The organism is Exiguobacterium sp. LL15 (assembly GCF_024436095.1).
Lineage (GTDB): Bacteria > Bacillota > Bacilli > Exiguobacteriales > Exiguobacteriaceae > Exiguobacterium_A > Exiguobacterium_A indicum.
The window spans coordinates 53,502-67,669 of sequence record NZ_JANFNX010000002.1 but is presented as its reverse complement, the minus strand read 5'-3'; the positions used below and the strand labels follow the sequence as shown (position 1 = coordinate 67,669).

The window sequence follows — 14,168 nt, the reverse complement described above, 5'->3', positions numbered from 1 at the left end:
CGAGGTTTTTCCTCGCGTCTCGCGGGGTACAGCTTCAAGTAGAGAGATAACAGTAAGGAGAGGTGAAACACTTGATTGATATTTTAATTGCCATCGTTCCTGCATTAATGTGGGGATCGTTGCCGCTCGTCGTCTCGAAAATCGGAGGTTCAACGGCGCAACAAATTATCGGTACGACTCTGGGTGCATTGCTTTTCGCGATCGTCACCTTCTTTTTTGTCAGCCCAGAGATGTCGACGACTGCTTGGGTTGCCGGATTCTTTTCTGGTGCATTCTGGGCGCTCGGTCAAAAAAATCAATTTGCCGCATTCCGTCAAATGGGTGTATCAAAGACGATGCCAATCTCAACAGGGATGCAACTCGTCGGAACATCGTTGTTTGGTGTTCTCGCTTTTGGAGAGTGGTCAACGACAACTGCGTTGATTCTCGGAATCAGTGCCCTTGTATTGATCATTGCCGGAGCAGCTTTCACATCTTACAAGGAAGATAAGAGTAAACAAGATGAGAATATCGGAAAAGGACTGACGCTCCTCCTCATCTCTACTGTCGGATATGTTGGCTACGTCGTCATTGCCCGTTGGTTCGATATCAACGGTTGGGAAGCTGTCTTACCACAAGCTGTCGGGATGGTCGTGAGTGCCATTCTTCTTTCTTTACGAGAAGGAGATCTCTTCACGAAAAAAACAGCCGGCAATACTATCGGTGGACTCATGTGGGCTGTCGGGAACGTCGCTTTACTGTTTGCCACAGCAAAAGTCGGGGTCGCAACGAGCTTCTCCTTATCTCAAACAGGGGTCGTCATCTCAACGATTGGTGGCGTACTCTTACTAAAAGAAACGAAGACAAAGAAAGAAATGACATTCGTCATCATCGGTTGTATTTTAGTCGTTGCTGGCGGGATCATGATTGGATTTACGAAACAATAATGAAGGAGTGAAGCATCATGTATGAAAGTTTAAAGGGAAAAGTAGCCATCGTAACAGGTGGATCAATGGGAATCGGTGAAGCCATCGTTCGCCGTTATGCAGAGGAAGGTATGCGTGTCGTCATCAACTATCGCAGTCATCCGGAAGAAGCGAAGAAAATCGCTGAATCGATTCAAGATAAAGGCGGCGAAGCTATTACAATTCAAGGAGATGTCTCGAAAGAAGACGATATGATCAACCTTGTCAAAGAGACTGTCGCTCACTTTGGTCAGTTGGATGTTTTCGTCAACAACGCAGGGATTGAAATGCCTTCAGCCTCCCATGAGATGTCACTCGAAGACTGGCAAAAAGTCATCGACGTCAACTTAACAGGTGCATTCCTCGGTGCGCGTGAAGCTCTGAAGTACTTCGTCGAACACGATGTTAAAGGTAGCATCATCAACATGTCGAGTGTTCATGAAATCATTCCATGGCCAACGTTCGTCCACTACGCTGCAAGTAAAGGTGGCGTTAAATTAATGACACAAACCCTTGCGATGGAATATGCACCAAAAGGAATTCGGGTCAATGCGATTGGACCTGGTGCGATTAATACACCGATCAACGCTGAAAAATTCGAAGATCCGGAACAACGAAAAGAAGTCGAGAGTATGATTCCAATGGGCAATATCGGAAAACCTGAGGAAATTTCAGCCGTTGCCGCATGGCTTGCGTCGGACGAAGCGAGTTATGTCACTGGTATCACACTCTTTGCGGACGGCGGAATGACACTTTACCCATCGTTCCAAGCAGGACGCGGTTAACCTATTTTGAATAGACAAGGAGAGAACCGCTCATGGCCACTTTTTTCTCATTGATCCGTCGCGGCAATAAGTCAGCACTTGCTGCTGCAATCGTCAACACGATCATTGCTATCATCAAGTTCGTCGCTTATATCTTGACTGGGAACGTTGCAATGTTTGCTGAAATGATGCATACGATCGGTGACGCGGCGAATCAATTTTTCGTCTATATCGGTTCTGCTCTAAGTAAAAAAGCACCAACGAAGCGATTCCCGAACGGATTCGGTCGCCTTGTTAACCTCGTGTTACTTGCTGCAATCATCGTCGTTGCGTTGCTTGCGTATGAGACGATTCGTGAAGGAATCTTGCATATCACACATGGTCCTGGCGAAGAGACGACTGGGCTTTGGATCATTTTGACGGCACTTGGAATTGGTGTTGTCCTCGAAGTCGGCGTCTTTTATAAAGCGATGATCGAGATTGCTCATGAAACCGGGCTTAAGTCTAGAGGGCTGACACTAGTTGGTCAAAGCTTCACCCATCTTGGGCAGGCAAAACCAGCTACACGTCTTGTCTTCATGGAAGATCTTGTTGCGACTCTCGGTGGTATCATCGCGATCATTGCCGTTCTGATTTCGCATTACACATCGTTTTATCAAGCAGAGGGCATTGCATCGATTTTGATTGGTCTGATGATGTTCTACGTCGTCTATAATGTCTTTATTCAAAATGCTGCCGGTGCGCTCGGTGAGATTGATGAAGTACTGACTGCTAAAATCGGTGAAATCCTATTACGTGATGAAGCGGTTCGTGATATTGAAAAGCTTGAAGTCATTAAGGAAGGGGATCACTTCCATGTCGAGACAGAGATTGAAGTGGATCCTAACTTAACGATTGCCCAAGCGGACGACATCAAGGACCGGCTTGAACTTCAAATCCGAATTCTTAAAGGAATCACCGATGTCACGATTTCCTTTGATGAAGATGATAAAGTACAGCAGTATCAATCCCCCTCACCACCTGTAGAGTAAACAAAAAGCCATCGATTCCGATGGCTTTTTGTGTGCATTCATTAGCGTGCAGCGCGGACAAATCCGGCTTCTTCTGCTTCTTTTTCCGTACAAAACTGTTGCTCTGGCTTCACTTCATCGTAGGACTGACCTCCCGGTACATGGTAGATTTTTTTACCCGACCGATTGATGTTGCCTTTGATTTCGCAGGATTTCGTTTCTGTAATCGCTTGAGCGTCGAAGCCACGATTCGTGACGTAGCCATCGTGCTCCCAAATCTTTTTCTTCGCCTGCTTGGCTCCCTGTTCGATCTGTTCGAACATATCGACATAACGTGTGTCCGGCTCATAGACGAATGCTACACGTGCGAGTCCTTTTCGGAGTAACTCCTGATTCAACATCTTATCGCCGTACCAGACGTATGCGAGTAATCTTCCGTATCGATCGGTCCGGGAATGATCACGCTCCAACCGAATTGCTGTCCCGCTCGGTAAGGTCTCTTTCGTAAACGCTGAAGCTTCCGTTCCATACGGTTGAACCGGTGTATCCGGTTTGACGGTTTCTGGTGTATCGACAAGGAGTAGACGAACGTCCTCCGTTTTCCCATCCGCCAACTTCACTTTTAACGTATCCCCATCGATGACGCGTTCGACCGTCGCCTTCGTGATTTTTTCGTCGTCCGGTTGCTTGATGCCAAGCAAATCGGTTTCTTCTGGTGCACAACCGATGAGAACGAATAAAAAAAGTAGACTCATCATTGCATATCGTCTCACTTCTGTTTCGCTCCTTTCCATGAAAATACGGATTCGGTCAAAGCCCGAACCCGCATACGCTATCTTGTTTATTCGTTAGTCTGCTGAAAGAACCGTTTCAACTTCATTTCGGTTAGTATAAAGTTGATAGAACGCTTCCGCTACATTTTTCGGATCAAGTGCCGTTCCACGCTTCACTTCCCCGGCAATCGTGACAGTTCCGACGTAGACACCGTCTTCCTTCAACGTATCATGTAACATATGCGTCACTTGGCGAACGCCTGCCTTCCCGATTGAAAGCCCTGGTAACGATTTGATCGCTTGCATCGCAGCGCCGCCTCCAGTAATCAGGATAACGCCGTCTTTTCGTTCCTGCATCGACGGAGCAACGAGTTGTGCGGCATGCAGTGCACCGAGCACGTCGATTTCGAACTCTTTCGTAATCTGTTCTGCCGAGACTTCGAGGACAGACGCTTGATGTAAAATCGAAGCATTGTAGACTAAGACATCGACTTGCCCGTATTGCTCCTCTGTCCATTCGATGAGGGATGCGATATCAGCTTTTCGTGAAGCATCACATTCCACTCCGACCGCTTCCACGCCCGCTTCTTTTAGTTCCGTGATGACGGCTGCGAGTGTTTCTTGCGTCCGCGCCGCACAAACGACTTGAAAGCCTTCTTGTCCGAATCGTTTACTGATTTCATATCCGTTTCCTGGTCCTGCTCCGATGACGATTACTGTTTTCATGACGTATCTCCCCTTCTCGTTTCAACTGTGATGGTTATTCCCTGAATCGCATCATTTCATTCAAAAATCGAGCAATGAAGTGCCTTTTTCTTCTTTCTCCTGCGAAACACCCATGAAACGCGCTAACATCGGATCGACTGTTGGTGTTGCCTGAGGTGTTGACGTAGGTAGCGATATCGTTGAACTTGATGTCGCCTCAGATTCAAGTAATAGTTCACAGTACGCCTTCATTGCTGCAATCTGCTCTTTCTGCGCGGCTCCTGTCGTTTGCTCAATGCGTTGCATCGCTTGACGCATCTTTTCGATGATGTGTTGTTCCGTAATCATCTTGTATTCCTCCTTATGGTAGATTGAGGGTATGAACTTGAAAAGGATGTGTTTTCCATGATTCGTACCGCTTTAGTTGGTTTTGGTATTGCCGGTGAACATTTACATGCTCCTTATTTACACGCACCTGATTATCAGTTAGTCGCTGTTCAGTCGAGTCGTCCGGAAGCAGTCGCTGCTTATGACGCGACGCTACCTGTTTATTCGACACTTGAAGCCATGCTCGCTAAAGAACAAATCGATTTAGTCGTCATCGCGACAGCAAATGAACGACATTATCCACTTGCGCGCCTCGCTTTGCTATCGGGCTGTGATGTACTCGTCGAGAAACCGTTCACTGTCACGCTTGAAGAAGCCGAAACGTTGACAGAACTAGCACGTATACACGATCGGTTACTGACAGTTTATCATAATCGTCGGTATACGAAGGACTTTCGAACGCTGATGACCTTACTCGAATCCGGACGACTCGGTACGATCCAGACGTTCGAAGCGCATTATGATCGCTACCGTCCCGATGTCCAGGATCGTTGGCGCGAACAGGACGTACCCGGTGCCGGTCTCTTGTATGATCTTGGATCACACTTGATCGATCAAGCACTTGTCGCCTTCGATGAAATTCCGGATCGTGTCTTTTGTGATCAAACGATTCAACGACAAGGTGGAATCGTCGATGACTACACACATCTCATTTTAGCCTTCGGCACACGACGCGCTATTTTGCACATCGGTTCCATCGTTCCGGCTGTCGGTCCTTCGCTAATGGTACACGGGACAAAGGCTAGCTATTTCGTCGATGAAGTCGATACGAAACGAGCGACGTATCAATTGGCTGAAGCAAACGGTCCCCTTGAAGACTTTCCTTTTGTCTCCGGGCAATTTGGGGATTATTATACAGATCTCGCCCCAGCCATTCGACAGCGAACAACACCACCTGTTTCTCCGAAACAGGCTGAACTCGTCATGAAAATCATTGATCGTGCTCAAAAGAGTGCAAAATCGGGTACATGGATAGAAGTAGACTAACTATCCATTCAGACGAACAGGGGGAAGACAAGATGTTTTCAAGTACGGAACGGACAGCTTGGTTAGAAGAGATGGGACAAGAACTTTTAGACGTGCTCGTCATCGGGGGCGGTATCACGGGAGCCGGTATTTTGCTTGACGCACAAAGTCGAGGCATGCGGACAGGATTGATCGAGATGCAGGACTTCGCCGAAGGGACATCGAGCCGATCGACGAAACTCGTCCATGGTGGATTGCGTTATCTGAAGCAGTTCGAAATCAAACTTGTTGCCGAAGTCGGAAAAGAGCGTGCCATCGTGTATGAGAACGCCCCACACGTGACGACGCCGGAGTGGATGATGCTTCCACTCGTCGAAGGCGGAACGTTCGGCAGCTTCTCGACATCGATTGGCTTACGCGTCTATGACCAGCTCGCAGGCGTCAAACGCAATGAACGCCGGACGATGCTCAGCAAAGAAGAAACATTACGTTACGAGCCACTATTACGTTCGGAACACTTAGTCGGTGGTGGTCGTTATGTCGAATATAAAACGGATGATGCCCGATTGACAGTCGAAGTCTTAAAGGCAGCCGTTGGTTACGGTGGACGTGCCGTCAACTATACGAAGGCTGAATCGCTCGTCTACCACAATGGAAAAGTTGTCGGTGTCGAAGTCCGTGACGTCTTAAGTGACAAAACGTATACGATTCGGGCAAAGAAAATCATCAATGCAACTGGTCCGTGGGTCGACGAACTACGAGAAAAAGATGGTTCGAAAGCTGGGAAATCACTCCACCTGACGAAAGGCATTCATCTCGTCATCGATCAAGCGCATTTCCCACTACAACAGGCCGTTTATTTCGACGTTCCAGATGGTCGGATGATCTTTGCGATTCCACGCGAAGGGAAAACGTATGTCGGAACGACTGACACGAACTATAAAGGAGATATTCTTGAGCCGGGTGTCACTGTGGAGGATCAGGACTATATCCTAGAGGCTACGAATCAAATGTTCAACGTCGAGTTACGACCTGAACACGTCGAATCGACATGGTCCGGACTGCGCCCACTCATTCATGAAGATGGAAAGGACCCGAGTGAACTGTCCCGAAAAGATGAAATCTTCGTCTCGAAATCTGGGCTGATGTCAATCGCTGGTGGGAAGTTGACCGGGTACCGGAAGATGGCAGAACGAATCATCGATATGGTCGCAGACCAATTCAAGACAGAAGAAAACCGGATTTACCTCGCTTCCCGTACGCACGATATCTTGCTTGGTGGTGGTCATCCACAAGGAAGTAAAGGATTTGCCCGCTACTTGAAGGAACAACAACCAAAAGGAGAAGCACTCGGATTGTCACCGAATGAGGCGACATGGCTCATCCAACGTTACGGTACGAACGTCGAACGTGTCTACGAGTTGATTCGGACACGTGGCGACGAGGCAGCTCGTTATCAATTACCGTTACACTGGTTCGGCGCCCTTCTATATGGATTAGAAGCTGAACTCGTCATGCAACCCGGCGACTTCTTGAACCGTCGTGCCTCGGCCGTCTTCTTTGATTTCCCTCACGCTGAACAGTACGCAGATGGTGTTCTCGCCTTGATGCGTAGCGAACTCGGCTGGTCGGCAGAAGATGAAGCCAAAGCCAATGAAAGTATTCGTCGTGAATTTGATGCGGTCCGCGTCAAAGGACCTGTTCCACTTTCATAACATCAGAAGACCCGATCGCCTTCAGGCGACCGGGTCTTTTTGTGTGTTACTGTTCTTCTTTTGAAGCAGCGAGTTCAGCCGCTGGCATATTTCCGGGATGCAGGTTCGAACTCTTACGCGCAAAGGCGAAGTAGAGTACTAAACCGATTGCGAGCCAGATCACGAACGCGATCCATGTTTCGAGTTTCAAGTTGAACATCAAGAAGAGACAAGAAGCAATCGCTGCGATTGGCACATATGGCATACCAGGACATTTGAACGCACGCGGGAGATCCGGCTGTGTCTTGCGAAGAACCAAGACAGCGACGGAAATCAAGACGAATGCTGCCAGTGTACCCATGTTGACGAGATTCGCAATGACATCGAGCGGAACGAATCCAGCAACGAGTGAACTACCTAATCCAATCATCCACGTCGCCTTGAATGGTGTTTGGTACTTCGGATGCACTTCAGAGAACACTTTCGGGAACATTCCGTCACGCGAGATGGCGAATGCAAGACGCACCATTCCGTAAGTCATGACGAGAATGACTGTTGTGATCCCGAGGATCGCACCGAGATCGATGAATCCAGCTACCCAGCTTTGACCGGCCATTTGAATCGCAAGTGAGACTGGATGATCGACACCAGCAAATTGTTGGTACGGTACGATACCCGTCATGATGGCTGCGACGATGACGTAAAGGACTGTACAAACAGCGAGTGAACCGATGATCCCGCGTGGCAAGTTTTTTTGCGGATCGCGGACTTCTTCAGCTGCTGATGTGACGGCATCAAAGCCGATGTACGCGAAGAAGACGATTGCGGCACCCGAGAAGACGCCTCCCCAACCAAATGGTGTGAACGGTGTCCAGTTCGATGGCTCAACGTAGCCGACACCAACAACGATGAAGAGAATGACGACTGCGACCTTGATGACGACCATGATGTTGTTGACACGTTTCGTTTCCTTGATTCCCATCGACAACAATGCCGTAATGGCAAAGAGGATTAAGAATGCTGGAAGGTTGAAGTATGTCTTGGCCCCCTCGACTGCTCCTGGAGCTGCTGAGAGTGCCGTAGGAATATGAATATTGAATCCTGCGAGCAAGGACTGGAAATACCCAGACCATCCGGCTGCAACGGCACTGGAGGCGAGTCCATATTCAAGGATTAAGTTCCAGCCGATGATCCAAGCGAAGATCTCACCCATCGTCGCATACGTGTACGTATAGACGGATCCACTGACCGGAATCGTTGATGCGAATTCAGCGTAAGCAAGAGCAGCTAGACCACAGGCGATAGCAGATAGAATGAAGGATACGATAAGTCCTGGTCCTGCAGTTAAAGCTCCTGTTCCCGTCAACACGAAGATTCCGGTTCCGATGATGGCGCCAATTCCTAAAAACGTTAAATCCATCGCGCCAAGATTTCGAGCAAGTCCACTATTGCGTTTACTTGCAGCAATCATAGCGGAAACATCTTTTTTCCGCGTCAAACTCATGATGTACTTCCCCCTATATCTTTTTTTATTTGTCTTACGAAGCGAGTCGTTCGCAAGAACTTAATCAAAAATTTACGAAGTTTTCTGATAAATTGATATAGGTCATTATACCTATTTGTTTTTTGACTGACGCTTTCATCTGCTAAAGAATAAAATTCTCTTCAAAAATAAGGGATGTGTAACTGCTGTTACACACCCCTTGAATGATTCAGGATTCGATTGTTTTGGTAGCTTCTTTACGTGCCTTGATCCACTCTAAAAACACTTGATAATCCAGCTTTGTTCGCTCAACATACGCACTTGACCAACGCTCGATTTGTTCTAAGAAAGCAGTATCTGAAACACCGATGGCCTGGATGATTTCGACGTCCGCATGATGCGTTAAAACTTTTTCTTTAATACCAGCATCCTGATCCGCCCGTGCATGGATTTTTGCGGTAATTTGACCTTGAATACAAAGAACGTTTTCAAGGTCTTCCTGACTTTTTATGTGCTTCGCCTTTAATTTTTTCTTATATGGCGAACGTTCACGTACATAATATTCTTTACCATCTATCGTTAAATAACCGAGATACGGATCTTCATGTGCTTGCATCGCTTTTTGTGAAGTGATGATTCGTCTCCCTTGATGAATCGCTTCAGCTTCTGGACGATAGACGGGTAAAAATAACGAAGGGACAGAAGTTTGTGCCTGTTTCATTTCAAGAATCAAATCTTCTTCGCCGCCTTCTCCCTCAATAAGGAGATAGTAGCGTTCAAGACCAATCGATGCCGTTCCACTATCTAGTTTACGTACAATATCCTTGATTGTATAAAAGGATTCTGTTCGCCGATCCTCCGTATCAATCGTCTCGATATAAGAATACCAAGCACCTTGGATGGCTTTTACTGTTGCGTCATCCACTATTTCCATGTCGGGTAACGCACGAAATCGTCTTGTTCCATTGATGATTTCTGTTCGCTCTCCCATTAATTCCTCACGTTTTTTTTCTGCTTTTTTGATCAACTTTTTAATCGGTCCTTTTGTATTGTCTCTTGTAAAGCAAACATCACTTGGATCTTTTCCGGACGCATATTTTTTTAAATCATGTAAGTATTTAAAGACGTAATTTTGGATGGCAGGTGCTGGGTCGTAGCCCGCCTCTTCTGCAAACAATCGAACAGACACTGCCATTCGAATTAAATCATATAGATAAGAACCTAAGTACCCTTCATCAAAGTCATTGACGTCGTAGATGATTTCCCCCTTCGCATTTCCATGAACACCGAAGTTTTCAAAGTGAAGATCACCTTGAATCCAGGTCGGTTTATCCTGCGGTGTATCAAAACCGAGTGGAATGCGAGTGACATCATAATAAAAAAGATGCGAACTTCCTCGGAAAAAGCGAAACGGACTCAAACTCATTTTGTCGTACTTTTCTTGTCGTGCCGCCTCGTTAAGTTGACGAATTTCATGATCATAAAAATCAAGGACCTTCGCAATCGTCATCTGTCGGATTTCTTCATACACGGGCTGAAACATTCTATCCACTCCTCTCGAATTGTAAAAAAGAGCAGTCAAAACGAAATCGTTTGACTACTCCTTGTGTGTTACTCGAAATGTTTTTTATATTCCCCATATCCTGCCGAATCAAGCTCCTCGAGCGGAATAAATCGTAACGCCGCTGAGTTGATACAGTATCGAAGTCCACCGAGTTCCGTTGGACCATCATCAAAGATATGACCGAGGTGACTATCTGCACTCGCAGAGCGAACTTCTGTCCGTGTCATCCCATGACTCGTATCGAGTTCGACTTCCATCTTGTCTTCTGAGATTGGTTTGGCGAAGCTTGGCCAACCGCAGTTTGACTGGAATTTATCTTTTGACGTAAAGAGTGGTGTCCCGTCAACGATATCGACATATAGACCTGGACGTTCTTCATCCCAGTATTCATTACGGAAAGCAGGCTCTGTCCCGTTCTCTTGTGTGACTTTATACTGAATCGGTGTCAGGCGCTGTTTCAGCTCTTTCTCTTTACCATGATCCTTCCACGCTTCTTTGATGAATTTTGCGCGACCTGAGCCGACACTATACATCTGATAACGGAACGGATTCTTTTTATAATAATCTTGGTGATATTCTTCAGCTGGCCAGAACGGTTTTTCTGGACGAATCTCTACCGCGACTGGACGCGAGAAGCGTCCTGATGCGTCAAGCGCTGCTTTCGAACGTTCAGCTGCTTCACGCTGTGCTTCATCGACATAAAAGATAGCCGGTTGGTATGATTCACCACGGTCATTGAATTGACCTCCACCATCTGTCGGATCGATTTGACGCCAGAAGATCTCGAGTAATTCTTCGTACGTAATGACGGACGGATCGTACGTGACTTCAACCGCCTCCAAGTGACCTGTCGTTTCCGAACAGACCTCTTTATAAGTCGGGTTCTCTGTATGACCACCGGTATATCCTGAAATGACCTGCTCTACCCCATCATATTTATGGAATGGCTTGACCATGCACCAGAAACAACCACCTGCAAATATTGCTTTTGCCATCTATCTTCCCCTCCTCTGTATGTGTCTATTTTACCGCGTTCAGAGAATGGACTCGACTTTCCTGCTCATTCAATCCTCTGGGTTCGCTTTTAGACGACGCATGACGAAGTAAATCGCCGCAAAGACAAGGAGAAGTCCTCCAAGCGAATACCAGATGTTATTCAAACGATAAATCATTTGGTATAAGGCTAGCGTCACAAGCAATAATGCGATCGGTAAGAAGGCACGCTTAAAGTGGTACCAGTAATTCACGAAGATCGCCTCCTGTTTTTCTTTCATCTTACTTGAAGCGACATCTAAAAAGCCACCTTCATTTGAAGGTGGCTCAATGATTAAGATTGACGTGGATGTTCTGGGAAGTCCATCTCGTCATAACGAACGATTGACGTCCGGTTTTTGAATTTATGTCCTAACCAGAAGGCAAGGAATAATGGAATACCAACATACGTTGCGGCAATTCCGACCCAATCAATTTGATCAGCGAGGAATGCGGCATAGTTTTGACCGACGATGACGAGGAAACAAAGACCGAATGCGAACAGCGGACCGAACGGGAACGCTGGTGCAACATATGGTAAGTCTTTCAACGAGTGACCTTGTGCAACGAATCCTTTACGGAAACGATAGTGACTGATCGCAATCCCGAGCCATGCGATGAATCCTGTCATCCCGGAAGCATTGAGTAACCACAAGTAGACTTGTCCACCAAACATCGACGTCAAGAAACAGAGAGCACCGACCGCACCTGTTGCGAGCAAAGCGTTACGCGGTACACCGTTTTTCGATACTTTTGCGAATAACTTCGGTGCATCCCCTTGACGCGCCAGTGTGTACAGCATCCGTGTCGAAGCATACATACCTGAGTTTCCGGCAGATAGAACAGACGTCAAGATGACGGCGTTCATGAGTGCTGCTGAGAACGCAAGACCTGCTTTTTCAAAGACGAGCGTAAACGGACTAACCGCTACGTCCGTAATGTCATTCGAAACCAAGTTCGGACTTGTATACGGAATGAGCATTCCGATGACAAAAATCGCGAAGACGTAGAAAAGCAAGATGCGCCAGAAGACTTGTTTGACTGCTTTTGGAACATTCTTTTTCGGATCTTCCGATTCACCCGCTGCAATCCCGACCAGTTCTGTACCTTGGAAACTGAATCCGGCAACGAGAATGATACCGATGACGGCAGGAATCCCACCGACGAACGGCGCATCGCCAAGAGCAAAGTTTTTAAAGCCAACCGGTGGCTCCGATGTAAAGACACCGAAAATCATCGCAACACCGACGACTAAGAAGACGATAACGGTAACGACTTTAATCATGGCGAACCAATACTCCGCTTCTCCGAATCCTTTAACGGAGAAGTAGTTCAAGCCAATCATGAGTAAGAGGAACAAAGCACTGAAATAAAATCCAGGAACGTCCGGGAACCAATACGTCATAACAATTTGTGCTGCGACGAGTTCGACTGCGATCGTGACTGCCCAGTTGTACCAGTAGTTCCAGCCAAGTGCAAAGCCGAATGATGGATCGACGAATTTCGTTCCATATGTCGAGAAGGATCCAGCGACCGGCATGTACGCCGCCATTTCACCAAGACTTGTCATCAGGAAGTAGACCATCAGACCAACGATTGCATACGATAGGAGCGCCCCACCTGGTCCTGCTGCTGCGACGGAAGCACCGGACGCAATGAAGAGTCCTGTTCCGATTGCCCCACCGATGGCGATCATCGACATATGACGGGCCTGTAATCCACGTTTTAATCCTTCTGCTGTCGAATCTGTTGTTTGTTTTACATCTAGATTGTTCATTTCGTTCGCTTCTCTCTGTTTAGATTTTTTGAGAGGACACTTTTTGAATGAAAAAAACAAAAAGCGTCCTCATCTTCCAGATGGAAGATGAGAACGCAACATAATAAAATGGATGCGCCTCATTCTACCGTCGTGAAAGATAGCTCTCCACAAGTAAGTGATACCCGACTTGTGACAGTATTAGACCTATTCGATCTAATCCCAATCGATCATCTTCAAAGCGATGATTGATTTCGGCAATTCTTCCTTTCAGGTCACTTCATCTGTCGCTTGACGACATCCGTAACCGTACTCTTAAGAACTGCAACCTCCATCCCACTGGTTGAGTGAGAACTGAATTAAGTTAGTTATTACTACGCCATATTACACAAAACGCCACGAAATTGTCAATTGCCTTTTTCGAATCTGGGGTAGTAGATGGTAAAAATCCGATATGTTTAGTACACTAAATGGTAGAAGTCCACTGAGAGAAAGGATGCTGCTTGCATGCCACAGGAACGTGATTTGCTAACTTATCGACTCGAAGAACAAATGCGTGTCATTCTTCGTACCCTGCGACGTGAACTTAACCGGCTATTTGAAGGAACGGCGACCCGGAGTGAATTTTTCATCTTACGAAGCCTTTCTGAAAATGGGCCTCAGCGCCCGACGCTTCTCGCGGAACAATTTGAGCTCGCGACGAGTCAAGTCACTGCTTTAACGGATAAGCTGTATAAACAAGGATACGTCACACGGACACGTTCGACGGAAGATCGTCGTTCGATCGTCCTCGCTTTGACGGAGGACGGGGAACGTGCATTTCGAGATCTCGAAATCGTTCGGAAAAACTATTTACAAGATCGCTTCGGTACATTGACGGAAGAAGAGCTCGAAACGATGATTCGTGTATTTGATAAAATTTTACAGACGATGGATGAGGATACTCTTACTTCATCTTCTTAAAAACGGTAGATTTTCTACCGTTTTTTCTATTTTGTCTAAAGATTTCTCTATGTCTAACCGTTATCTACTTGAGTATACTGGAAGTATATATATGGAAATCTGTTAGCTGGGGGAGTTGGGAGGATTT

General features: G+C 46.8%; 14 protein-coding genes and 1 riboswitch. Of the genes, 6 read left to right on the top strand and 8 right to left on the bottom strand.

Annotated elements, in window-relative coordinates; genetic code table 11:
- The first annotated feature begins 74 nt into the window (after positions 1-74).
- From NOM72_RS11730 to NOM72_RS11720, 3 genes are read left to right on the top strand one after another with little or no spacing between them, the layout of a single operon-like run.
- The gene (locus NOM72_RS11730) at positions 75-926 is read left to right on the top strand and encodes a GRP family sugar transporter (RefSeq protein WP_200934669.1); all 852 of its coding nucleotides are present in this window, start codon (positions 75-77) and stop codon (positions 924-926) included.
- Positions 927-943: 17 nt separating this feature from the next.
- Positions 944-1,729 carry a glucose 1-dehydrogenase gene (locus tag NOM72_RS11725; protein WP_023466749.1) on the top strand — a complete coding sequence of 262 codons (786 nt, stop codon included), beginning with the start codon at positions 944-946 and terminating at the stop codon, positions 1,727-1,729.
- A gap of 32 nt (positions 1,730-1,761) precedes the next feature.
- Positions 1,762-2,739, top strand: a complete 978-nt coding sequence (locus tag NOM72_RS11720; RefSeq protein ID WP_023466748.1) for a cation diffusion facilitator family transporter — start codon at positions 1,762-1,764, stop codon at positions 2,737-2,739.
- 41 nt (positions 2,740-2,780) lie between these two features.
- Here the strand turns inward: NOM72_RS11720 and NOM72_RS11715 are convergent, their stop codons facing one another.
- The 3 genes from NOM72_RS11715 to NOM72_RS11705 form a co-directional block, all read right to left on the bottom strand.
- Positions 2,781-3,473: a thermonuclease family protein gene (locus NOM72_RS11715; RefSeq protein WP_255999219.1), complete on the bottom strand. Its 693-nt coding sequence runs from the start codon at positions 3,471-3,473 to the stop codon at positions 2,781-2,783.
- 93 nt (positions 3,474-3,566) lie between these two features.
- Positions 3,567-4,217 (bottom strand): SDR family NAD(P)-dependent oxidoreductase, encoded by a 651-nt coding sequence (locus tag NOM72_RS11710; RefSeq protein ID WP_255999218.1) that lies wholly within the window; start codon positions 4,215-4,217, stop codon positions 3,567-3,569.
- Positions 4,218-4,277: 60 nt separating this feature from the next.
- Positions 4,278-4,544: a DUF5327 family protein gene (locus NOM72_RS11705; protein WP_058265458.1), complete on the bottom strand. Its 267-nt coding sequence runs from the start codon at positions 4,542-4,544 to the stop codon at positions 4,278-4,280.
- Positions 4,545-4,601: 57 nt separating this feature from the next.
- Here NOM72_RS11705 and NOM72_RS11700 point away from each other — a divergent pair, with 57 nt between their 5' ends.
- Positions 4,602-5,570, top strand: a complete 969-nt coding sequence (locus NOM72_RS11700) for a Gfo/Idh/MocA family oxidoreductase (protein ID WP_255999217.1) — start codon at positions 4,602-4,604, stop codon at positions 5,568-5,570.
- A 32-nt stretch (positions 5,571-5,602) separates the two neighbouring features.
- Positions 5,603-7,264, top strand: a complete 1,662-nt coding sequence (locus tag NOM72_RS11695) for a glycerol-3-phosphate dehydrogenase/oxidase (RefSeq protein WP_035399214.1) — start codon at positions 5,603-5,605, stop codon at positions 7,262-7,264.
- A gap of 46 nt (positions 7,265-7,310) precedes the next feature.
- Here the strand turns inward: NOM72_RS11695 and bcaP are convergent, their stop codons facing one another.
- The 5 genes from bcaP to NOM72_RS11670 form a co-directional block, all read right to left on the bottom strand.
- Positions 7,311-8,747, bottom strand: a complete 1,437-nt coding sequence (bcaP, locus tag NOM72_RS11690) for a branched-chain amino acid transporter BcaP (protein ID WP_255999216.1) — start codon at positions 8,745-8,747, stop codon at positions 7,311-7,313.
- 208 nt (positions 8,748-8,955) lie between these two features.
- Positions 8,956-10,269 (bottom strand): DUF2252 domain-containing protein, encoded by a 1,314-nt coding sequence (locus NOM72_RS11685; RefSeq protein ID WP_023466741.1) that lies wholly within the window; start codon positions 10,267-10,269, stop codon positions 8,956-8,958.
- A gap of 68 nt (positions 10,270-10,337) precedes the next feature.
- Positions 10,338-11,285 (bottom strand): peptide-methionine (S)-S-oxide reductase MsrA, encoded by a 948-nt coding sequence (gene msrA, locus NOM72_RS11680; protein ID WP_255999215.1) that lies wholly within the window; start codon positions 11,283-11,285, stop codon positions 10,338-10,340.
- Positions 11,286-11,354: 69 nt separating this feature from the next.
- Positions 11,355-11,537 carry a hypothetical protein gene (locus NOM72_RS11675; protein WP_035399267.1) on the bottom strand — a complete coding sequence of 61 codons (183 nt, stop codon included), beginning with the start codon at positions 11,535-11,537 and terminating at the stop codon, positions 11,355-11,357.
- Positions 11,538-11,617: 80 nt separating this feature from the next.
- Entirely contained in the window at positions 11,618-13,099 is a 1,482-nt protein-coding gene (locus NOM72_RS11670) for an amino acid permease (protein ID WP_029343164.1), read from the bottom strand.
- A 132-nt stretch (positions 13,100-13,231) separates the two neighbouring features.
- Positions 13,232-13,420, bottom strand: a riboswitch (Lysine riboswitch).
- 165 nt (positions 13,421-13,585) lie between these two features.
- Between NOM72_RS11670 and NOM72_RS11665 the strand changes: the two genes are divergently transcribed.
- Complete coding sequence (locus NOM72_RS11665; protein WP_023466733.1) at positions 13,586-14,041, top strand: MarR family winged helix-turn-helix transcriptional regulator; 456 nt, start codon at positions 13,586-13,588, stop codon at positions 14,039-14,041.
- Positions 14,042-14,168: the final 127 nt, after the last annotated feature.

What these genes read in the sequence shown, in the direction of transcription:
- NOM72_RS11725 (WP_023466749.1), top strand. Translation starts at nt 944, where the DNA reads ATGTATGAAAGTTTAAAGGGAAAAGTAGCCATCGTAACAGGTGGATCA.
- NOM72_RS11720 (WP_023466748.1), top strand. Translation starts at nt 1,762, where the DNA reads ATGGCCACTTTTTTCTCATTGATCCGTCGCGGCAATAAGTCAGCACTT.
- NOM72_RS11715 (WP_255999219.1), bottom strand. Translation starts at nt 3,473, where the DNA reads ATGAGTCTACTTTTTTTATTCGTTCTCATCGGTTGTGCACCAGAAGAA.
- NOM72_RS11710 (WP_255999218.1), bottom strand. Translation starts at nt 4,217, where the DNA reads ATGAAAACAGTAATCGTCATCGGAGCAGGACCAGGAAACGGATATGAA.
- NOM72_RS11705 (WP_058265458.1), bottom strand. Translation starts at nt 4,544, where the DNA reads ATGATTACGGAACAACACATCATCGAAAAGATGCGTCAAGCGATGCAA.
- NOM72_RS11700 (WP_255999217.1), top strand. Translation starts at nt 4,602, where the DNA reads ATGATTCGTACCGCTTTAGTTGGTTTTGGTATTGCCGGTGAACATTTA.
- NOM72_RS11695 (WP_035399214.1), top strand. Translation starts at nt 5,603, where the DNA reads ATGTTTTCAAGTACGGAACGGACAGCTTGGTTAGAAGAGATGGGACAA.
- bcaP (WP_255999216.1), bottom strand. Translation starts at nt 8,747, where the DNA reads ATGAGTTTGACGCGGAAAAAAGATGTTTCCGCTATGATTGCTGCAAGT.
- NOM72_RS11685 (WP_023466741.1), bottom strand. Translation starts at nt 10,269, where the DNA reads ATGTTTCAGCCCGTGTATGAAGAAATCCGACAGATGACGATTGCGAAG.
- msrA (WP_255999215.1), bottom strand. Translation starts at nt 11,285, where the DNA reads ATGGCAAAAGCAATATTTGCAGGTGGTTGTTTCTGGTGCATGGTCAAG.
- NOM72_RS11670 (WP_029343164.1), bottom strand. Translation starts at nt 13,099, where the DNA reads ATGAACAATCTAGATGTAAAACAAACAACAGATTCGACAGCAGAAGGA.
- NOM72_RS11665 (WP_023466733.1), top strand. Translation starts at nt 13,586, where the DNA reads ATGCCACAGGAACGTGATTTGCTAACTTATCGACTCGAAGAACAAATG.